The sequence below is a fragment of the Bordetella sputigena genome, from assembly GCF_965137885.1.
GTDB classification, from domain to species: domain Bacteria; phylum Pseudomonadota; class Gammaproteobacteria; order Burkholderiales; family Burkholderiaceae_B; genus Bordetella_C; species Bordetella_C sputigena.
On record NZ_CBCSCA010000006.1, the window covers coordinates 293,849 to 313,593 of the forward strand.

General features: G+C 63.9%; 19 protein-coding genes. 2 read left to right on the forward strand and 17 right to left on the reverse strand.

Going from position 1 to position 19,745, the window contains the following annotated elements; genetic code table 11:
- Window positions 1–34: 34 nt before the first annotated feature.
- The 9 genes from ACNA0R_RS14245 to tyrS form a co-directional block, all read right to left on the reverse strand.
- Entirely contained in the window at window positions 35–1,567 is a 1,533-nt protein-coding gene (locus ACNA0R_RS14245) for a SpoVR family protein (RefSeq protein WP_415826663.1), read from the reverse strand.
- Window positions 1,564–2,829 carry a YeaH/YhbH family protein gene (locus ACNA0R_RS14250; protein WP_415826664.1) on the reverse strand — a complete coding sequence of 422 codons (1,266 nt, stop codon included), beginning with the start codon at window positions 2,827–2,829 and terminating at the stop codon, window positions 1,564–1,566. The genes ACNA0R_RS14245 and ACNA0R_RS14250 overlap by 4 nt, the downstream gene beginning before the upstream one ends.
- A 10-nt stretch (window positions 2,830–2,839) precedes the next feature.
- Window positions 2,840–4,765: a PrkA family serine protein kinase gene (locus ACNA0R_RS14255; RefSeq protein ID WP_415826665.1), complete on the reverse strand. Its 1,926-nt coding sequence runs from the start codon at window positions 4,763–4,765 to the stop codon at window positions 2,840–2,842.
- A gap of 294 nt (window positions 4,766–5,059) precedes the next feature.
- The gene (locus ACNA0R_RS14260; protein WP_415826666.1) at window positions 5,060–5,698 is read right to left on the reverse strand and encodes a riboflavin synthase; all 639 of its coding nucleotides are present in this window, start codon (window positions 5,696–5,698) and stop codon (window positions 5,060–5,062) included.
- Between the two features lie 194 nt (window positions 5,699–5,892).
- Window positions 5,893–7,026: a bifunctional diaminohydroxyphosphoribosylaminopyrimidine deaminase/5-amino-6-(5-phosphoribosylamino)uracil reductase RibD gene (gene ribD / locus ACNA0R_RS14265; RefSeq protein WP_415826667.1), complete on the reverse strand. Its 1,134-nt coding sequence runs from the start codon at window positions 7,024–7,026 to the stop codon at window positions 5,893–5,895.
- 7 nt (window positions 7,027–7,033) lie between these two features.
- Entirely contained in the window at window positions 7,034–7,516 is a 483-nt protein-coding gene (gene nrdR / locus ACNA0R_RS14270; RefSeq protein WP_415826668.1) for a transcriptional regulator NrdR, read from the reverse strand.
- A gap of 22 nt (window positions 7,517–7,538) precedes the next feature.
- Entirely contained in the window at window positions 7,539–8,783 is a 1,245-nt protein-coding gene (gene glyA / locus ACNA0R_RS14275) for a serine hydroxymethyltransferase (protein WP_415826669.1), read from the reverse strand.
- A 320-nt stretch (window positions 8,784–9,103) separates the two neighbouring features.
- A complete protein-coding gene (locus tag ACNA0R_RS14280) occupies window positions 9,104–9,757 on the reverse strand; it encodes a YbhB/YbcL family Raf kinase inhibitor-like protein (protein WP_415826670.1) in 654 nt (217 codons plus the stop codon).
- Window positions 9,758–9,814: 57 nt separating this feature from the next.
- Entirely contained in the window at window positions 9,815–11,044 is a 1,230-nt protein-coding gene (gene tyrS / locus ACNA0R_RS14285; RefSeq protein ID WP_415826671.1) for a tyrosine--tRNA ligase, read from the reverse strand.
- Between the two features lie 149 nt (window positions 11,045–11,193).
- Between tyrS and ACNA0R_RS14290 the strand changes: the two genes are divergently transcribed.
- Window positions 11,194–12,612 carry a M23 family metallopeptidase gene (locus ACNA0R_RS14290; protein ID WP_415826672.1) on the forward strand — a complete coding sequence of 473 codons (1,419 nt, stop codon included), beginning with the start codon at window positions 11,194–11,196 and terminating at the stop codon, window positions 12,610–12,612.
- A gap of 23 nt (window positions 12,613–12,635) precedes the next feature.
- On the forward strand, window positions 12,636–13,754 hold the full coding sequence (locus ACNA0R_RS14295) for an anhydro-N-acetylmuramic acid kinase (protein WP_415826673.1): 1,119 nt from the start codon (window positions 12,636–12,638) through the stop codon (window positions 13,752–13,754).
- 121 nt (window positions 13,755–13,875) lie between these two features.
- On the opposite strand, the gene erpA is transcribed toward ACNA0R_RS14295, so the two are convergent.
- The 8 genes from erpA to ACNA0R_RS14335 form a co-directional block, all read right to left on the reverse strand.
- A complete protein-coding gene (erpA, locus tag ACNA0R_RS14300; RefSeq protein ID WP_415826674.1) occupies window positions 13,876–14,247 on the reverse strand; it encodes an iron-sulfur cluster insertion protein ErpA in 372 nt (123 codons plus the stop codon).
- A gap of 123 nt (window positions 14,248–14,370) precedes the next feature.
- Complete coding sequence (locus ACNA0R_RS14305) at window positions 14,371–15,051, reverse strand: DUF6776 family protein (protein WP_415826675.1); 681 nt, start codon at window positions 15,049–15,051, stop codon at window positions 14,371–14,373.
- 47 nt (window positions 15,052–15,098) lie between these two features.
- Window positions 15,099–16,163 carry an N-acetyl-gamma-glutamyl-phosphate reductase gene (argC, locus tag ACNA0R_RS14310; RefSeq protein ID WP_415826676.1) on the reverse strand — a complete coding sequence of 355 codons (1,065 nt, stop codon included), beginning with the start codon at window positions 16,161–16,163 and terminating at the stop codon, window positions 15,099–15,101.
- A gap of 192 nt (window positions 16,164–16,355) precedes the next feature.
- Window positions 16,356–16,748, reverse strand: a complete 393-nt coding sequence (rpsI, locus tag ACNA0R_RS14315; protein ID WP_066355857.1) for a 30S ribosomal protein S9 — start codon at window positions 16,746–16,748, stop codon at window positions 16,356–16,358.
- A gap of 9 nt (window positions 16,749–16,757) precedes the next feature.
- Window positions 16,758–17,186 (reverse strand): 50S ribosomal protein L13, encoded by a 429-nt coding sequence (rplM, locus tag ACNA0R_RS14320; protein WP_086067027.1) that lies wholly within the window; start codon window positions 17,184–17,186, stop codon window positions 16,758–16,760.
- A 207-nt stretch (window positions 17,187–17,393) separates the two neighbouring features.
- Window positions 17,394–18,104 carry an ABC transporter ATP-binding protein gene (locus tag ACNA0R_RS14325; protein ID WP_415826677.1) on the reverse strand — a complete coding sequence of 237 codons (711 nt, stop codon included), beginning with the start codon at window positions 18,102–18,104 and terminating at the stop codon, window positions 17,394–17,396.
- A complete protein-coding gene (locus tag ACNA0R_RS14330) occupies window positions 18,101–18,886 on the reverse strand; it encodes an ABC transporter ATP-binding protein (RefSeq protein WP_415826678.1) in 786 nt (261 codons plus the stop codon). The genes ACNA0R_RS14325 and ACNA0R_RS14330 overlap by 4 nt, the downstream gene beginning before the upstream one ends.
- Window positions 18,879–19,745, reverse strand: coding sequence for a branched-chain amino acid ABC transporter permease (locus tag ACNA0R_RS14335; RefSeq protein ID WP_415826679.1), 867 nt, complete (start codon window positions 19,743–19,745; stop codon window positions 18,879–18,881). Before ACNA0R_RS14335 ends, ACNA0R_RS14330 begins: the two co-directional genes overlap by 8 nt.

Here is a 19,745-nt window from a genome sequence, read left to right on the forward strand (position 1 = left end):
GCCCCTCACGGCGCCCTCGGGGAAACCCTGCTTGTCAGATCGTCAATTCCCGGAAAGCCAGCGTCTGGCCATCGGCATCCGTCTCTTCCATGCGCACCTTGAAGCCCCAGAGCCGGGCGAGATGCTTCATCACCTGGTCGGCGTCCTCGGGCACCAGCGGCCTGCCCCGCGTCTGCTGATGGCGCAGGACCAGCGAACGATCCGAATCGCGGTTGTACTGCAGCACCTGGACGTCGGGCACCAGATTGTCGCGGTTGTGCTGTTCCGCCAGCAGCTTGCGCACGTGGCGGTAGCCCTCATCATCATGGATGGCGACGACCTCGAGCTGAGGATTTTCCTCGTGATCGGCGATCGCGAAGAAACGGAAATCGCGGATCAGCTTGGGCGACAGGTATTGCGAGATGAAGGACTCGTCCTTGAAGTTGCGCATGGCGAAGTCCAGCGTCTTCAGCCAATCGCCGCCGGCAATGTCGGGGAACCAGCGGCGGTCCTCTTCAGTGGGGTTTTCGCAGATGCGCCGAATATCGGTCATCATGGCGAAGCCCAAAGCATAGGGATTGATGCCGCCGTAGCCGCGCTGGTCGAAGCCGCGCTGGCATACCACGTTGGTATGGCTCTGCAGGAATTCGATCATGAAGCCATCGTCGACCAGCCCTTTTTCATGCAGGCGGTTCAGGATGGTGTAGTGCCAGAACGTGGCCCAGCCCTCGTTCATCACCTTGGTCTGCATCTGCGGGTAGTAATACTGCGCCACCTTGCGGACGATGCGCACCAATTCGCGCTGCCAGGTTTGCAGCTTGGGCGAGTACTTCTCGATGAAGTACAGGATGTTTTCCTCGGGTTCGGCCGGGAACACCGCTCTCTTGGCGGTATCCGGTTGCTCCGCCTTGGGCACGGTGCGCCACAGATCATTGAACTGCACGCGCTGGTATTCCTCGCGGTCGGCGACACGCTGCAGCTCTTCCTTGTACGAAACCGGATTCGGCCGCTTGTAGCGGTCGACGCCATGGGACGACAGCGCATGGCAGGAATCGATGATCTCTTCCACCGCTTCGATGCCATAGCGCTCTTCGCACGCCATGACGTAGTTGCGCGCGAACACCAGGTAATCGAGCACGCCTTCCGCGTCCGTCCACTGGCGGAACAGGTAGTTGCCCTTGAAGAAGGAATTGTGGCCATAGCAGGCATGCGCAATCACCAGCGCCTGCATGGCCATGGAGTTTTCCTCCATCAGGTACGAGATGCAGGGGTTGGAGTTGATGACGATCTCGTACGCCAGCCCCTGTACGCCGCGCCGGTAGGCCTGTTCGTTGCGGATGAACTCCTTGCCGTACGACCAGTGCGGATAGCCGACCGGCAAGCCGGCGGACGCATACGCGTCCAGCATCTGTTCGGACGTGATGATCTCGATCTGGTTGGGATAGGTGTCCAGCTTGAATTCCGCCGCGACCTCGGCGATGGCCTCGTCGTACTGGCGGATCAGGTCGAAAGTCCACTCCGATCCGGTGGAGATCGGCGCCGCCGATCGTCCCGCCCGCGGGGCTTCCAGGCTGTTCAGGATACTCATGCTACGGCCTCCTTCCGGAACAACTCATGGAAGACGGAGAAAATCTCGCCGCGTTCGGAGATGCGCCGCATGACAAAGTGTTCCGCCGGCTCGCGCTCGTACTCCGCCCACAGGCTGCTCTTGCGCACGTCGTGGGTGTCGTGGATCTCGATATAGGCGAAATAACGCGCCGCCGGCAGCAGATGCTCGGACAGATAACGGGCGCTGCGCGCCGCGTCCGCGCCGAAGGAATCGCCATCGCTGGCCTGCGCGGCATAGATATTCCAGGTCGACGGCGAGTAGCGCTTTTCGATGATGTCGTTCATCATCTCCAGGGCGGACAGCACCACGGTGCCGCCGCTCTTGGGGTCGTGGAAGAAGGTGTCTTCGTCGACCTCCTCGGCATTATCCGTATGGCGGATGAAGACCAGCTCGACGCGCTCGTACTTGCGCATCAGGAACAGGTACAGCAGCGTAAAGAACCGCTTGGCCAGGTCTTTCTTGTTCTCATCCATGGACCCGGACACGTCCATCAGGCAGAACATGACGGCGCGGGCCATGGGCACCGCCACGGACACGCGATGCCGGTAGCGCAGATCGATTTCGTCCAGGAAAGGCACGCGCGCCACACGTTCGCGGGCGGATTCGACCTCCGCGCGGGCCGCTTCGAGCAACGCCGCCGGGGCGCCCTGCTTTTCGAGGTCCTCCAGCTTGTCTTCGGCTTCGGTCAGTTCGCGGCGCGCGCCTATGCTCAGCGCGATGCGCCGCGACAGGGACGCCTTCAAGGTGCGGCCCACCGCCAGCGAACTGGGCGAGCCGGTGGTGGTGTAGCCCGCCCGGTGCCATTTCTTCTGATGCACGTCGCCCAACTGATTGCGCGCCAGATGCGGCAGTTCCAGGTCTTCGAAGAAGAAGTTCAGGAATTCGGCCCGCGACAGGGTAAAGGTGAACTGGTCCACCGAATCGCCTTCGCCCGGATCGCCGCGGCCGCCGCCGTCGCCGCCCCCATCGGGACGGTCGATGGTGTCGCCCTTGGCGAATTCCCGGTTGCCCGGATGCACGATTTCGCGATCCCCGCCGGCGCCGTGGCGCAGACGGGGTTCGGAGATATCCCGGGCGGGAAGGTTGATTTCCCCGCCCTGGTCCATCTCTTCGATCGAGCGCTCGCGTATCAGGTCCCGCACCGCCTTACGAACTTGGGTCTTGTAGCGCCGCAGGAACCGCTCGCGATTCACGGTGCTCTTGTTGCGTCCGTTGAGACGACGATCGATAAGTGAATTCATACTACCTCGCTCAGGAGGACTTTCTCACCCGCAAGTACCACTCGCACAACAGGCGAACCTGCTTTTCGGTATAGCCTTTTTCGACCATCCGCTCGACGAAGCTTTGGTGCTTGCTCTTGTCCTCCGCCGACGCCTTGGCGTTGAAGGAAATGACCGGCAACAGGTCTTCCGTGTTCGAGAACATCTTCTTCTCGATGACTTCGCGCAGCTTCTCGTAGCTGGTCCAGGTCGGATTGCGGCCGCTATTGTTGGCGCGGGCGCGCAGCACGAAATTGACGATCTCGTTGCGGAAGTCCTTGGGATTGGCGATGCCGGCCGGTTTTTCGATCTTCTCCAGTTCGTCGTTCAGGGCCGACCGGTCGAAGCTCTCGCCGGTTTCCGGATCGCGGAATTCTTCATCCTGGATCCAGCAGTCGGCGAAGGTAACGTAGCGGTCGAAGATGTTCTGCCCATACTCGGAATAGGATTCCAGGTAGGCGGTCTGGATTTCCTTGCCGATGAACTCGGCATAGCGCGGCGCCAGGTAACCCTTGATGAACTCCAGGTAACGCCGGCGCGTGTCCTCGGGGAAGTCCTCGCGGGCGATGCGCTGTTCCAGGACGTACATCAAATGGACGGGATTGGCCGCGACCTCGGTCTGGTCGTAGTTGAAGACGCTGGACAGGATCTTGTACGCGAAGCGCGTCGAAACGCCCGTCATGCCCTCATCCGTCCCCGCGTAATCCTTATATTCCTGCAGGGCCTTGGCCTTGGGATCGACATCCTTCAGGCTTTCGCCGTCGTACACCCGCATCTTGGAATAGATGCTGGAGTTCTCCGGCTCCTTCAGCCGCGTCAGCACCGAAAACTGCGCCATCATGTCCAAGGTGCCGGGGGCGCAGGGCGCTTCCGACAGCGAACTGTTATGCAGCAGCTTGCTGTAGATCTGGATTTCTTCCGTGACCTGCAGGCAGTACGGCACCTTGACGATGTAGATCCGGTCCAGGAAGGCTTCGTTATGGCGGTTGTTGCGGAACGTCTGCCATTCGGATTCGTTCGAGTGCGCCAGGATGCTGCCGTTGAACGGGATGGCGGAAAAGCCCTCGGTGCCCTTGAAATTGCCTTCCTGCGTGGCCGTCAGCAGGGGATGCAGCATCTTGATGGGCGCCTTGAACATCTCGACGAATTCCAGCAGCCCCTGGTTGGCCAGGCACAGGCCGCCGGAGTAGCTGTAGGCGTCCGGATCGTCCTGCGAATAACGGTCCAGTTTGCGGATATCCACCTTGCCGACCAGGGAAGAAATGTCCTGGTTGTTTTCATCGCCCGGTTCGGTCTTGGCGATGGCCACCTGGCGCAATACCGAAGGATTCACGCGCACCACGCGGAACTGCGAAATATCGCCGTCGAATTCGCGCAAGCGCTTGACGGCCCACGGCGACATGATGCCGCTAAGGTAGCGTCTCGCTATCCCGTAATCCTGTTCCAGCGTGTCGGCGAAGCGGTTGGGATTGAACAGCCCCAGCGGCGTCTCGTTGACGGGCGAGCCTTTCAGGCAGTAGATCGGGTAGGCTTCCATGAGCGTCTTCAGACGCTCCGCGATGGAAGATTTCCCGCCGCCCACCGGTCCCAGCAGATAGAGAATCTGTTTGCGTTCTTCCAGGCCTTGCGCGGCATGCTTGAAAAACGAAACGATCTGGGCGATCACGTCCTCCATGCCGAAGAATTCCTTGAAGGCCGGATAACGCCGGATCACCCTGTTGGAAAACAGTCGGGACAGCCGCGAGTCATTGCGAGTGTCGACGATTTCGGGTTCACCGATCGCAGCAAGCATCCGTTCCGCGGGGCTGGCGTAAGCCATCGGATCACGCTTGCACAGGTTCAGGTATTCCTCGAGCGAGAGCTCGGTTTCCTGTTCACGGGCGTACTGCGATTTGAAGCCTTCGACGATGTTCAGCATCGGGATACCTCCAACAACATCAGAAAAGGGCTAGCCGGCCGTCAACCCCATTGTGTGCCCTATTTGCATCCATGTCGTCAGTGGTGTTCACCATACACAGATTAGAGGTGACGCTATGTTGCTTTCCCCACACACAGCTATCGCAACGGTATTACGGCCCTAGGATTTAGTCCTATTCCAAGCGGTTCAAGTTCCGCTTGGGAAAGCGACTGAAATTATTTTTGGAAAGCGTTTGGTTCTCCCTCATACCGAATCGAATAAGCATCGCGCCACTGCTGCAATCGGTCGCTTGATTCAGGCGTCCGGCGAGCCCGGTACGGTGGACACCTGCATCATGCGTTCGACGTAGCGCGCGATCGTATCGATCTCCAAGTTCACTTTGTCGCCTACGTTTACGTTACGCAACGTGGTCATGTTTTGGGTATGAGGAATTACGTTAATGGTGATCTCACTACCCTCCTTGCCGTCCTGTACGCCATTTACCGTGAGACTAATGCCATTCACCGTAACAGAGCCTTTGTAGGCCAGGTATTTCGCCATTTCATTCGGCGCGCGGATGATAAGCTCCCGCGATTCTCCAACCGGCGCGTAAGCCACGACGGTTCCCAGGCCGTCCACGTGGCCCGAAACCAGGTGGCCGCCCAGGGCATCGCCGACACGCAATGATTTCTCCAGGTTCACTTCGCCAGGGCGATCGAGACCAACGGTAAGGCGCAGGCTTTCGCGCGAGACGTCGATGTCGAAGCTGTTGCCCTCCAGCGCCACCACGGTCATGCAGGCCCCTTGCACCGCGATCGAGTCGCCCAACTGCACATCGGCCAGCCCCAAGGTGCCGGCCTCGATACGCACGCGCGCGCCGGCGCCGCCGTCCTCCGATTCATAAGGCTGTACTTGCACGATGCGGCCGACTGCCGTGACGATGCCGGTAAACATAAAAAAGCTCCTGGATAGATCTCTGAACGTGAATATCGGCGCCGTCGCCGGATATGCGCATACGGCGCGCCCAGGCCGGTTGGCCGGTTAACGATAGGATACGCGCACGGCGCGGATGGGGACCGGGTGGTTGAGCGCCAAAGGAATAGCCGCGACGAATAAAGCTTCAACGCCAAGCTTCGATGCGAGCGGCCTTAACGCGGGGTAGCAGCACTCAGCAGTGCCTGCCAGCGGTCGGCGAAACGGCCGCGCAGGCGCACATCGCCGCCGACCGGCTGCACATCGACGAACTGGAAGCGCTGGGCGGCATCCAGGTGGGAAAGCATGGGCAGCTTGACCATGCCATACGCGTCGCCGAGCAGCACGGGGGCGATGTACGCCAGGATCTCGTCCACGCAGCCGGCGGACAATAGCGCCCCGGTCAGGCCGGCGCCGGCTTCGACGTGGACCTCGTTCACGTGATTGCGGGCCATCCAGCGCAGCATGGCGGGCAAATCGACCCGTCCCGGCTCCGCGCCGGGCAACACGATCACCCGGGCATTACGGCGCCGCAGCCGCTCCGCCTTGGTGGGGTCATCATGGGCGGTGAAGACCCATACTTCTTCGCCGTCGAACAGGCGGGCGGCTTCGGAGATCTGCAGGCGCCCGTCCACCACCGCCTTGCGCGGCTGTCGCGGCACGGCGACGTCCCGCACGGTGAGCCGCGGATCGTCCTTCCGCACCGTGCCCATGCCCGTCAATACCACGTCGGCCCGCGCCCGCCACGCATGGCCGTCGGCGCGCGCCTCCGGCCCCGTAATCCATTGCGACATCCCGTTGTGCAAGGCGCTGCGGCCGTCCAGGGAGGCCGCCATCTTCGCCCAGACCCAGGGAGTTCCCCTGCTCATCCGCGCGGCGAAGCCGGCGTTCAAGGCCAGCGCTTCCGGCAGGCAGACGCCGACCGTGACGGGGATACCTTCGGCCCGCAGCCTGGCCAGGCCCGCTCCGTTTACCTGCGGATTCGGGTCGCCCATGGCCACCACAACGCGACCGGGCGCCGCGGCGACGACGGCATCCACGCAGGGGGGCGTACGGCCGAAATGGCTGCATGGCTCCAGGGTGACGTAAAAGGTGGCGCCGGCGACCGATACGCCGCGCGCGGCGGCGTCGCGCAATGCGCAAATTTCAGCATGAGGGCCGCCCGGCGGCTGGGTGGCGCCTTCGCCCAGAATGCGCCCATCCCGGACGATCACGCACCCCACCCTGGGGTTGGGCGCGGTGGTGTGGATCACGCCCCTGGCCAGATCCAGGGCATGCCGCATCCAATGGTGATCCTGGTCCGCGGTCATCGGCGCATCAGGGTTCTTTGCGCAGCTTGCCGGACAACAGCGGCCCCTGCATTTCGCGGATGGCCTCGATGAACTCGCCGATGTCCTCGAAACTGCGATACACCGAGGCAAAACGGACGTAGGCGACCTTGTCCAGCTTGCGCAGCTCGTTCATGACCAATTCGCCCACATAGGCGGAAGGGACTTCCCGCTTGCCGCTGGTCAGCAGGCTTTCCTCGATGCGCGCCACCGCGGCATCGACGTCTTCCGTACTGACGGGCCGCTTGCGCAGCGCCAGGGACAGGCTGGCGCGCAGCTTGCCCTGGTCGTATTCGCTGCGGCTGCCGTTGCGCTTGACGATGGAAGGCATCGCCAGCTCCACCCGTTCGTACGTCGTGAAGCGCTTGTCGCAGTGCTGGCAACGGCGGCGCCGGCGGATGGTTTCGCCTTCTTCCAGCACCCGGCTATCGATCACCTGGGTATCGGCATGGCCGCAGAACGGGCAGCGCACCGTGGTCCTCCGCCGCGCCCGTTCAGCCGTAGACCGGCAGGCGGCCCGTGAGCGCGTTCACGCGCTCACGCACGGAGGCGATATTGGCCTCGTTGCGCGGGTCGTCCAGCACGTCGGCGATCAGGTTGGCGGTGAGCTCGGTTTCCGCTTCCTTGAAGCCGCGGGTCGTGATGGCCGGCGTGCCCAGGCGTATGCCGCTGGTCACGAAGGGCTTTTCGGGGTCGTTGGGGATGGCGTTTTTGTTGACCGTGATGTGGGCCTGGCCGAGCACCGCTTCCGCCTCCTTGCCGGTGATGCCCTTGGCGCGCAGGTCGACCAGCATGACGTGGCTTTCGGTGCGGCCGGACACGATGCGCAGGCCGCGCTTGACCAGGGTTTCGGCCAGCACCTTGGCGTTTTTGGCCACCTGGTGGGCGTAATCGCGGAACTCCGGCTGCAGCGCTTCCTTGAAGGCCACCGCCTTGGCGGCGATGACGTGCATCAGCGGACCGCCCTGGATGCCGGGGAAAATCGCCGAATTGATGGCTTTTTCGTACTCAGCCTTCATCATGATGACGCCACCGCGGGGGCCGCGCAGCGACTTGTGCGTGGTCGAGGTCACGAAATCGGCGTGCGGAACGGGGTTCGGGTAGGCGCCGCCGGCGACCAGGCCGGCATAGTGGGCGATGTCGACCATGAACAGCGCGCCGTTGTCACGGGCGATGCGGGCCATGCGCTCGAAGTCGATGTGCAGGGAATAGGCGGACGCGCCGGCCACGATCAGCTTGGGCTTGTGCTCTTGCGCCAGGGCTTCGACCTTGGCGTAGTCCAGTACTTCATCGGCATCCAGGCCATAGGGCAGGAAGTTGTACAGCTTGCCCGACGCGTTCACCGAGGCGCCGTGCGTCAGATGGCCGCCCTCGGCCAGGCTCATGCCCAGCACCGTATCGCCGGGCTTGAGCACCGCCATGTAGACGCCCTGGTTGGCCTGCGAGCCGGAGTTCGGCTGTACGTTGGCCGCTTCGGCGCCGAACAGCTCCTTCAGGCGATCGATGGCCAGCTGTTCCACGATGTCGACGTACTCGCAGCCGCCGTAGTAGCGCTTGCCGGGATACCCCTCCGCGTATTTGTTCGTAAGCTGCGTGCCCTGGGCCTGCATGACGGCCGGGCTGGCGTAGTTTTCCGACGCGATCAGCTCGATGTGCTGTTCCTGGCGGGTGTTTTCCTTCTGGATGGCGGCCCAGACTTCTTCATCAACCTGGGAAATGGTACGGGTACGGTCGAACATGGAGGTTCCTGAACGGAGTCAAAAAGCGGGGAAACGCGTATTGCGCATAGTTTACCGTGCGGTTACCGGCCTTTTCGCCTGCCGCGGCGCTGAAAACCGGGCTGCGGCGGGATTTTCTTGCGAACCGACGCTTCTCTGGAAAAGCGGCTCATGGCAGGGTGAGCGCGGCTCATGCTGTGGACCGCGGGGGCGGCCGGCCGGGAGGCGCCCCACGGCCGAACCAAGGGCGACACCCGGGCGACACCAGGGCAATACCCCGGCCGGCAATACCCCGGCGAAAAAAAAGCGCCGCATGCGCGGCGCCTTCGGGTTATGTCGGGTCAAGCCGACGTCGTACCGATGACTTTCGGCGCCAGCGCCGGGTTGAGCGTATACGTCCCGGTGAGCGAGGCTTGCGCCAGGATCTTGCCCTGGATGGCGCTGAGCACCTGTTTGCCGTTGAAAGTGCCTTCCACATCCAGCCGCGGCACGCTCAGGGCGTACAGCGTGAAAACGTAATGATGCACCAGCGCGTCATTCCACGGCGGGCAGGGGCCGTCGTAGCCGAAGTAATCGCCGCTCATGTCGCGGTCGGCGGCGAACCAGCCGGTGTAGTCGTTGACACCCTGGCGCGCGTCATGCGGCGCCAGCGGCCCGCCCTTGCCACGCGGCGTAATGCCGTTGGAAAACGCGCCCTCTTCGATCTCCCGCATATCCGCCGGCAGGTCCACCAGCACCCAATGGAAGAACTCCACGCGCGGCAGGTCGGCGGGCACGACGCGGCCTTCCTGATTCACGTCGTCCGGTTTGCTGGGGACGTCCGGATCATGGCAGACCATGACGAAAGACTGGGTGCCTTCCGGCACGTCGTCCCAGGAGAACTGGGGATTGAAATTATCGGCCAGCGCGACATGCGACTGCGGGTCGATCCGCGCGAAAGCATAACGCTCGGGGATGGACTCATTATCGGAAAAAGACAAGCTCGCTAGCTTCATGGCAGCCTCCTTCAAGAAAACCAAAAGGATGGGTCGTGTGCGGCGCTGGATAATTCCCTACGACGCCAAGGTAACACGCGCGAACTTCCGTTTTCCTACCTGGATTACGTACACGCCCTGGGACAATTGCAACGATTTGTCTTCCACCTTTTCACCGTTGACCCGGACGCCGCCTTGCTCGACGTTGCGCTGCGCCTCGGCGCCGGAGGCGGCCAGCCCGGCTTCACGCAGTATTTTCAATATACCCAGCGGGGCGCCGGCGATTTTGATCTCGGGCATGTTTTCCGGAATTGCGCCATCGCGGAAGCGCGCCTCGAACTCCGCCAGGGCGTCGCGGCCGGCCTGGGCGCCGTGGAAACGGCCGACGATTTCCTGCGCCAGTTCGACCTTGGCGTCGCGCGGATTGCGACCGGCTTCGGTGGCGGCCTTCAGCGCGGCGATGTCGTCCAGCGTCCGGAAGGACAGTAGTTCGTAATAGCGCCACATCAGGGTGTCGGAAATCGACATCAGCTTGCCGAACATCGAAGACGGGGCCTCGGAGATACCGATGTAATTGCCCTTGGACTTCGACATCTTGTCCACGCCGTCGATGCCTTCCAGCAGCGGCATGGTTAGGATGCACTGCGGTTCCTGGCCATATTCCTTCTGCAGTTCGCGGCCGACCAGCAGATTGAACTTCTGATCCGTGCCGCCGAGCTCCAGGTCCGACTTCAGGGCCACCGAGTCGTAGCCCTGCATCAGCGGGTACAGGAATTCATGCACCGAAATGGGGATTCCCCCCTTGAAGCGCTTGGTGAAGTCCTCGCGCTCCATCATGCGGGCCACGGTATAGCGCGAGGCCAGCTGGATCATGCCGCGGGCGCCGAGCGGGTCCGACCATTCCGAGTTGTAGCGGATTTCTGTACGAGCGGGATCCAGCACCAGGCTGGCCTGCGCGTAATACGTTTTCGCGTTGGACTCGATCTGTTCGCGCGTCAAAGGGGGACGGGTGCTATTGCGGCCGCTGGGATCGCCGATCATGGACGTGAAATCGCCGATCAGGAAGATGACCGTATGGCCCAGGTCCTGGAGTTGACGCATTTTGTTCAGGACCACCGTATGGCCGAGGTGGATATCGGGCGCGGTGGGATCCAGCCCCAGTTTGATGCGCAGGGGAACGCCGGTGGCCCGGCTGCGGGCCAGCTTGCGGACGAATTCCGATTCGACGAGCAGCTCGTCGCAGCCGCGCTTGGCGACGCGGAGATCGGCTTCAACCTCGGGGGTGATGGGGGCTTCGGATTGGGACATATCGAGGGACGGCTTAGCCCGTCCGGCAGGACGAGAAGGATGTAAAAAGCACAAAGTTGTCGAAAATTCTAGCCGAATCGGCTAGGATACCGCCCTAATCATACGCAACTGTCACACGGGGCATCGTGGCCCCCAGGGTTTTTCTGAAGATGATCACAGGGCCCAACGAAACCGGGAGCGGCCGCCCGTCCGCGTCGACGCTTCCCACCCTGCCCAGCTACGCCCCCCCTTCCCGCCGTCCCCGCATCGTCCGCGCGGCCATTCTCGCGACCGCGCTGGGTTTGTTTGCCGCCGCCGCCGCGGTCGGCATGGTCCAGCATCCCGATGCCGCGGACTTGCCGCCGACGCGCACCATCGAAAAAGTCATGGCACTGTCGCCGGACGAGTACCGCGTCAGCGATGCCTCGCCGGCACCCTATATCAATGAAACGCGCATCCGCCGCGGCGACACCCTGGCGGCGGTGCTGCAACGCCTGCACCTGGACAACGATGCGCTGCAGGTCTTCCTGACGCACGATCCCAGCGCGCGCAGCATCTACAAGCTGTATCCGGGCCGGTCGGTACAGGCGGCGACCGACGCCGACGGCAAGCTGGTCTGGCTGCGCTATATCCACACGCCGGGCAACGATTCCGACGGCCAGGTCGTAACGCGTTTCCTGGAAGTGGAACCCAAGGGCGACAGCTACGTCGCCCAGGAAATGACCGAGGATACGGACCGCCAGGTGCGCGTCGCCATGGGAACGATTGAATCGTCCCTGTTCGCGGCGACCGACGCGGCGGGCATCCCGGACTCGGTGACGCTGCAGATGGCGGACATTCTGAGCGCCAAGATCGACTTCCTGCGCAATCTACGCCAGGGCGACCAGTTCCGCGTGGTGTACGAAACCCGTTCGCACGACGGCCGCTATGCCGGCGCGGGCCGCGTGCTGGCGCTGGAATTCCAGAACCAGGGCAAGATGTACTCCGCGGTGTGGTTCACGCCGCCCGGCGGCACGACGGGGTCTTACTACGATTTCGACGGCATGAGCCTGCGCGGCGCCTTCCTGCGCACCGCGCTGAAGTTCAGCCGCATCAGCTCGACCTTCGGGATGCGCATGCATCCCATCCACAAAACGTGGACGGGCCACAAGGGTGTGGATTACGCGGCGCCCACGGGCACGCCCATTCATAGCACCTCGGATGGCGAAGTCGAATACGCCGGCGTGCAGAACGGCTACGGCAACGTGGTCATCATCAAGCACGACAGCAAGTTCTCCACGCTGTACGCGCACCAGAGCCGGATCGCGCCGGGCATCCGCAAGGGTGTGCGCGTGACGCAGGGCGAAGTCATCGGCTACGTCGGCTCGACCGGCTGGGCCACCGGCCCGCATCTGCATTACGAGTTCCGCATCGGCGACAAGCCGGTCGATCCGCTGTCGGTGGATCTGCCGGTCGCCCAGGCGCTGGAAGGCAAGGACAAGGTCGCGTTCGCCAAGGAGACCGGCGTCTACAAGCAGCAGCTGAATATGCTGGCGCAGTTCCAGCAGTCCATGCCCGGCACGACGCTGGCCAGCGCGGCCGGCAACTGACGCGGCGTCCGCCCGAGCCCACCATGACCACGACGGGCGATCTGTACATCGGGCTGATGTCGGGCACCAGTACGGACGGCGTCGACGGGGTGCTGGCCCGGATCGCCCCACATGGCCGGCCGCTCGTCCTGGCGGAGGCCAGCCTCCCCATGCCGGACGATCTGCGCGACACGCTGCTGTCCCTGAATGCCCCGGGCAGCGATGAACTGGAGCGTTCGGCCCGCGCATCGCTGGCTCTTGCCGAATGCTATGCCGAAACCGCGCGGCGCTTGCTGGCGGCGACGGGGCACGCGCCGGCCGACATTACGGCCATCGGCGCCCATGGACAAACCGTGCGGCATCGTCCCGAACTGGGCTACACCATCCAATTGAACGCACCCGCCTTGCTGGCGGAGCGTACCGGCATCGCCGTCGTCGCGGATTTCCGTACGCGCGACGTCGCCGCGGGCGGCCAGGGCGCGCCCTTGGTGCCGGCCTTCCATGCGGCGATTTTTGCCGCCGACGTGCCGCGCGCCGTGCTGAATCTGGGCGGTATCGCCAATGTCACCCTGCTGGCGCCGGGACGGCCGGTGACTGGCTTCGATACCGGCCCGGCCAATATGCTGCTGGACGAGTGGTGCCGCCGCCATACGGGACAGAACTACGACGACGACGGCGCCTTCGCGGCGGCCGGCCGCGTCGACGCCAATATCCTGGAATACCTGCTGGCGAGTGAACCCTGGCTGGTCAAGCGGCCGCCGAAATCCACCGGCCGGGACCTGTTCAATGCGGCATGGCTCGACACCCGGCTGAACGCCTGGGACGGCTATTGCCGCCGCCTGACGCCGCAGGATATCCAAGCGACCCTGCAGCGCTTTACGGCGCGCACGGTGGCGCAGGCCATCGAACGGGAAGCGCCGGAGACGAGCGAGATATTGGTATGCGGGGGCGGTGCGCGTAACAGCGGGCTGATGCGCGACCTGGCGGAGTGCCTGGGCCGGCCCGTGGCCGCCACGGATACACACGGCGTTCCGGCGCAATCAATGGAGGCACTGGCTTTCGCCTGGCTGGCCCATGCGCACGTGCACCGCATTGCAGCCGGCCTGCCGGATGTGACCGGAGCGCGCGGCCCCAGGGTATTGGGCGCCCTGTATCCCGCCTGAGAGGCAGGCAGCTCAAGGACGAACGCCTGGGTGCGGCTGCGTCGCCGCGCCTGAGCGTATCCCGCGGCATGCGTTTCCGATGCGGGCGGGCGCTACGTGCGCCCTGCCCCACACCGACGATTTACACCGAGAACGACGAGCCGCAGCCGCAGGTGGTCGTGGCGTTGGGGTTGCGGATGACGAATTGCGCGCCTTCCAGATCTTCCTTGTAGTCGATTTCCGCGCCGACCAGGTACTGGAAGCTCATGGGGTCCACGAGCAGTTGCACGCCTTCCTTGTCCAGGACCGTGTCGTCTTCGTTGACGACTTCGTCGAAGGTGAAGCCGTATTGGAAACCGGAGCATCCGCCGCCTTGCACGAAAACGCGCAGCTTCAGCTCAGGGTTGCCTTCCTCGGTCAGAAGATCCTTTACCTTGGCGGCCGCGGAATCGGTAAAGATCAGCGGCGTCGGAGGCGCCGACTGCAGGTCGACGGTTTCGGTTACTGCGTTCATTTGAGACTCCTGCCCTTTTGGGGCGTGGCCCAACGGGGCCTGGTGTATTCGCTTCGAAAGAGGGGCTTTGCTTGATATTTCGCGCCCCGATATGGTCTTACTATAGCGCAGCGACCCGCTGAATCAAAATGCGACGGCCGCCTGCTGCGAGGCTTGCACGATACCGTCACGGACCACTTCGACGGCGACCTCCGCCGGGGTGAAATCGGGCGGCAGCGCCAGGATCCCTTCACTGCTGCGGTACTGGTCGACCTCCAGCGGCACCAGGGTTCCCGCATCCGCCCCCGGTTCTGACTGCAAGGGCGCCAAGGGCAATCGCACTTCGGCGCCATCCCGGGTGCCAAGGGCGACGAAGCGCAAGCTGCCTACAAAAGGGGCCAGGCCCGGACGTGCGCTGCGCATCAGCAGCACCCGGTAGCGCAGGCCGGCGGGGATCCGGGTAATCTCGACCGCCCGTATGGACAGGGTGCCGGCGGGGCCTGCCGGCAAGAGCTGGTCGTAAAAGGCCAGCCGATCCCGCAACTGGCCGGCCTGGACCTGCAACGCTGCCAGGCTGTCTTCCAGGGCGCGGCGGGCTGCCCGCTCCACGGCCAGGTCGGCATCGGAGGCGGCCAACTGGCCGCCCAGGGCCTGGACCTGCGCCTGTTCAGCGGCGAGTTGCGCTCGCAAGGCAGCGATCTGGGCCTGAGCCGCCGCGCGGTCGCTGACGGCCGGCCAGAGCAGCGTAACCCCGGCAGCCAGACCCCCGACGACCACCAGGATGGCCAGCACCCCGGCCACCATCCCCAAACGTGAGCGCGCCATATGCCGTTCCGGCTACGGTCGGGCCTGCACGCGCCGCGCGACCACCGTCAGGGAAGGACCGCCACATGACCCAGCCCGGTGCCTTCCGGCAGGCCGAACATAACGTTCATGTTCTGTACCGCCTGACCGGCCGCGCCCTTCACCAGGTTGTCCTGGACGACCAGCACGATCAGCAGATCGGCGCCTTCCGGACGATGCAAGGCGATGCGCAGGTCGTTCGACGCGCGCACGGAGCGCGTTTCGGGCAAGCTGCCGGCGGGCATGACGTCCACGAAAGCTTCGCCTTCGTAGCGCTTCTCGTACAAGGCCTGGAAATCCGTGCCGCGCGCTTCCGGCAGGATGCGGGCATAGATGGTCGAATACATGCCGCGGATCATGGGCACCAGGTGCGGCACGAAGGTCAGGCCGACCTTGCCGCCTGCCATGCGCTCCAGCTGCTCCGTGATTTCCGGATGATGGCGGTGCCCCGCCACGCCGTAGGCCTTGAAATTGTCGCTGGCTTCGGAAAACAGCAGGCCGACCTCGGCCTTGCGGCCGGCGCCGGAGACGCCGGACTTGCAGTCGGCGATCAGGGTCTGCGTATCGACCAGGCGAGCGCCCTTTTCCAGCAACGGAGCCAGGCCCAGCGCCACCGTCGTCGGATAGCAGCCGGGGTTGCCGACCACGCGCGCCTTGGCCACACGGTCGCGGTTCAGTTCGGGGATACCGTAGACCGATTCCTCGAGGATGGACGGGCAGGCGTGCGGCATCTTGTACCACTTCTCGAATACCGCGGTGTCCTGCAGGCGGAAGTCCGCCGCCAGGTCGATGATGCGGGTGCCGGCTTCCAGCAGCGCCTGCGCCTGCGACATGGCCACGCCGTGGGGAGTGGCGAAAAACACGACGTCGCAGTCCGTCAGCGGCGCTTTGTCGGGCGTCGAGAACGCCAGCTTCACGCGGCCGCGCAGATTGGGGAACATGTCCGCCACGGGCATGCCGTCTTCCTTGCGGGAAGTGATGGCGGTGAGTTCGGCATTGGGGTGCTGGGACAACAGGCGCAGCAATTCGACGCCGGTGTACCCGGTCCCGCCTACGATGCCGACCTTGACGCGTGCGTTGGATGCTTGTGCCATGATTGCTGGTTCCTGCTGGTTCCAAAGACGATTGATTGTATCGCCGCGCGGGGCGGCCCCATGGACCAAACCGATACGCTGGCGGGCCCGAATTTCACGTGGATGACTTCAGAGACAACTTCGGGGACACGCTCGGGAACGACTTCCCGGACATAAACAAAAAGGCCGCTTTCGCGGCCTTTTTGCTGGACATTAGCGCTTGCTGAACTGCTTGCGCCGACGTGCCTTGCGGAGGCCGACCTTCTTACGTTCGACTTCTCGCGCATCTCGCGTCACCAGGCCAGCCTGCGACAGGGCGGGCTTGAGCGTGGCGTCGTAATCGATCAGGGCGCGCGTGATGCCGTGACGGACCGCGCCGGCCTGGCCGGATTCACCGCCGCCATGGACGTTGACCTTGACGTCGAACGATTCCAGATGGCCGGTCAGTTCCAGCGGCTGGCGAACGACCATGCGGCCGGTTTCGCGCGCGAAGAACTCGTCGACGGGTTTGCCGTTGACGACGATCTTGCCCGTGCCTTTCTTGAGGAACACGCGTGCCACCGACGTCTTGCGGCGGCCGGTTCCGTAATTCCAGTTACCGATCATGGCGATTCCTTAGATTTCCAGCGGCTTGGGCTGCTGGGCGGTGTGCGGATGCTCGGCACCGGCGTACACCTTCAGTTTCTTGATCATGGCATAGCCGAGGGGACCCTTCGGCAGCATGCCCTTGACCGCCTTCTGGATGGCACGGCCGGGGAAGCGCTGCTGCAGCTTCTCGAAGTTGGTCTCGCGAATGCCGCCCGGGTAGGTGGTGTGGCGGAAGTACTTCTTGTCTTGCGCCTTGTTCCCGGTGACGACGATGTCCGCCGCGTTGATGATGACGATGTAGTCGCCAGTATCTACGTGAGGCGTGAATTCGGGTTTGTGCTTACCACGCAGACGGTGTGCGACTTCGCTGGCCACACGACCGAGGACCTTGCCCTTCGCGTCGATCACAAACCACTCACGCTTGACTTCATGCGGCTTTGCCACAAAGGTCTTCATGATTGGTTCCTGAACTAAATTTGGTTCGCGCCGCCGGAAATCGGCTGGTGCGTTTTTCCCTTGCTAACCTGCCCTGCCTAAGCGTTATCAGCCGCCCGTGCTTGGTCGGAGAAAGGGAAAGTCGTCGATCATAGCATGAAAACGCTCAAAATATGAGCGTTGCGGCCTGGCGGTGTTGCACCGGCCCGTCACCGGGCGGTGCGGCGGTCAAGCGCCCAGGTACGCTTCCAGCACGCGCGGATGCCCCAGCAGCTCCCGGCCGGTGCCCGATAGCGCCAGGGCGCCGTTTTCCAGCACGTACCCGTGGCCGGCGATTTTCAGCGCCTGCCGCACGTTCTGCTCTACCAGGAACAGCGTCAGGCCGTCCGCATTGATCGCCCGCAGGGCACGGAAGATTTCCTGCACGACGATGGGCGCCAGGCCCATCGACGGCTCGTCCAGCAGCAGCAGGCGCGGCTTGGCCATCAAGGCTCGGCCGATGGCCAGCATCTGCTGCTCGCCGCCCGACAGGTTGCCGGCGATACCGTCCAGGCGCTCCTTCAGGCGCGGAAACAGCGTGAACACGTAGTCCAGGTCGGCGCCGGTATCGGCGCGGCCGCGCCGATATGCCCCTAGTTCCAGGTTCTCGCGCACCGTCATGGTGGTCAGGATGGCCCGCCCTTCAGGGACCTGCACAATGCCGCGGGCCACGATCTGATGCGGGGCCAGGCGGCTGATGTCCTCGCCTTCGAACAGCACCGAGCCCCTGGCCTTGGGCAGCAGGCCCGACAAGGCCAGCAGCGTGGTCGATTTGCCGGCGCCGTTGGCGCCGACCAGGGCGGTGATTTCGCCCGCCTGCAAGCTCATGTCGACGCCGCGCACCGCCTCGATATGCCCGTAGTTCACTTCCAGGCCACGGATTTCCAGCATGGCGGTCATGCGCGCACCTCCCCCGCGGCGTCATCGTCGTCATCGCGGCCCAGATAGGCCTCGATGACCTGCTCATTGGTACGGATGGCCTCCGGCGGGCCACTGGTGATGATCTTGCCGAAGTTCAGCACGGCGATGGTTTCGCACAAGCCCATGACGAAGCGCATGTCGTGCTCGATCATCAGGATCGTGTAGCCGCGCGCGCGGATGGCTTCGATTTCGCGCATCAGTTCGGCCCGCTCGCCGGTATTCATGCCGGCCACCGGTTCGTCCAGCAGCAGCAGGCGCGGCTCCGTGGCCAGCGCGCGCGCCAGCTCCAGGCGGCGCTGCTCGCCATAGGAAAGGTTGTCCGCCAGGTCGTTCGCCTTGTGATCCAGGCGCATCCACGACAGCAGTTCCAAGGCGCGCTCACGCGCCCTGGCCTCTTGGCGCCGGAAGCCGGGCAGGCTGAACAGCATGCCGGCCACGCCGTAGTGCATATGGCGGTAGGCGCCGACGACGACGTTTTCCAGCAGCGTCATCTCCTTGAACAGGCGGATGTTCTGGAAAGTCCGCGCGATGCCGGCGCGCGTGATCTGGTGCGGCGCCGCGCCCACCAGGCTCTGGCCGGCGAAGCGCACCTGACCGCCGCTGGGACGCAGCAGGCCGGTGATGATGTTGAAAACCGTGGTCTTGCCGGCGCCATTCGGGCCGATCAGGCCGAAGATGGCGCCTTCGGGCACCTGCAGATTGACGTCCTGCAGTACGTGCAGGCCGCCGAACCGCATGGAGATGGAGGACAGTTCAAGCATGGCGCCGTCCCCCCTTGCGCATCCAGCGCGCGAAACGCGCGGGATCCCAGATGCCTTGCGGCAGGAATAACACGATCAGCACAAGAATCAATCCATTGGCGACCAGGCGGAAATCGCTGAAGCCGCGCAGTACTTCGGGCAGCAGGGTAATGATGGCGCTCCCCAGGATCGGCCCCGGCAGGCCGCCGATGCCGCCCAGAATCGCCATCGTCAGGATTTCCACGCCCCGGTCGAAACCGTATTCGTTCGGGCCGATGAAGAAAGTCAGGTGCGCGTTCAGCGCGCCGGCCAGGCCGGCGATGGCGCCGCCGATGATGAAGGCCAGCATCTTATTGGCGCGCACGTTGATGCCCATGAGGCCGGCCGCGGTCTCGTCGCCCCGTATCGCGTCGAAGGCCCGCCCCAGCTTGGACACGCGCACGCGCCACAGCAGGAACAGCACGATCACCACCGCCAGCGCGACGTGCCACCATTGGGTCACTTGCGGAATGCCGTTCAAGCCCAGCGCACCGCCGGTCAGCGATTCCGTGTTCAGCACCGTCACGCGCACCACTTCGCCGAAGCCCAGGGTGGCCATGGCCAGGTAAACGCCGGACAGCCGGATGGTCGGCAGGCCGATGATGGCGGCCACCAGCGCCGGGGCCGCCATGCCGCCGGCCAGGGCCACCGAAAACGGCGCGTCGTAATTCATCGTCAGGATGGCGGCCGTGTAGGCGCCTATCCCCATGAAAGCGGCGTTCGCCATGGCCAGCATGCCGCAGGCAAGCGTCAGCCATATCGACAATGCCAGCAGCGCGTTGGTGCCCAGCGTCAGCACCACATTGCCATAGATGGCCCAGAAACTATCGAATGCAGTCAT

Coding starts and splice junctions, on each gene's coding strand:
- ACNA0R_RS14245 (WP_415826663.1), bottom strand. CDS start 1,567: ATGAGTATCCTGAACAGCCTGGAAGCCCCGCGGGCGGGACGATCGGCG.
- ACNA0R_RS14250 (WP_415826664.1), bottom strand. CDS start 2,829: ATGAATTCACTTATCGATCGTCGTCTCAACGGACGCAACAAGAGCACC.
- ACNA0R_RS14255 (WP_415826665.1), bottom strand. CDS start 4,765: ATGCTGAACATCGTCGAAGGCTTCAAATCGCAGTACGCCCGTGAACAG.
- ACNA0R_RS14260 (WP_415826666.1), bottom strand. CDS start 5,698: ATGTTTACCGGCATCGTCACGGCAGTCGGCCGCATCGTGCAAGTACAG.
- ribD (WP_415826667.1), bottom strand. CDS start 7,026: ATGACCGCGGACCAGGATCACCATTGGATGCGGCATGCCCTGGATCTG.
- glyA (WP_415826669.1), bottom strand. CDS start 8,783: ATGTTCGACCGTACCCGTACCATTTCCCAGGTTGATGAAGAAGTCTGG.
- ACNA0R_RS14280 (WP_415826670.1), bottom strand. CDS start 9,757: ATGAAGCTAGCGAGCTTGTCTTTTTCCGATAATGAGTCCATCCCCGAG.
- tyrS (WP_415826671.1), bottom strand. CDS start 11,044: ATGTCCCAATCCGAAGCCCCCATCACCCCCGAGGTTGAAGCCGATCTC.
- ACNA0R_RS14290 (WP_415826672.1), top strand. CDS start 11,194: ATGATCACAGGGCCCAACGAAACCGGGAGCGGCCGCCCGTCCGCGTCG.
- ACNA0R_RS14295 (WP_415826673.1), top strand. CDS start 12,636: ATGACCACGACGGGCGATCTGTACATCGGGCTGATGTCGGGCACCAGT.
- erpA (WP_415826674.1), bottom strand. CDS start 14,247: ATGAACGCAGTAACCGAAACCGTCGACCTGCAGTCGGCGCCTCCGACG.
- ACNA0R_RS14305 (WP_415826675.1), bottom strand. CDS start 15,051: ATGGCGCGCTCACGTTTGGGGATGGTGGCCGGGGTGCTGGCCATCCTG.
- argC (WP_415826676.1), bottom strand. CDS start 16,163: ATGGCACAAGCATCCAACGCACGCGTCAAGGTCGGCATCGTAGGCGGG.
- rpsI (WP_066355857.1), bottom strand. CDS start 16,748: ATGATCGGTAACTGGAATTACGGAACCGGCCGCCGCAAGACGTCGGTG.
- rplM (WP_086067027.1), bottom strand. CDS start 17,186: ATGAAGACCTTTGTGGCAAAGCCGCATGAAGTCAAGCGTGAGTGGTTT.
- ACNA0R_RS14325 (WP_415826677.1), bottom strand. CDS start 18,104: ATGACCGCCATGCTGGAAATCCGTGGCCTGGAAGTGAACTACGGGCAT.
- ACNA0R_RS14330 (WP_415826678.1), bottom strand. CDS start 18,886: ATGCTTGAACTGTCCTCCATCTCCATGCGGTTCGGCGGCCTGCACGTA.
- ACNA0R_RS14335 (WP_415826679.1), bottom strand. CDS start 19,745: ATGACTGCATTCGATAGTTTCTGGGCCATCTATGGCAATGTGGTGCTG.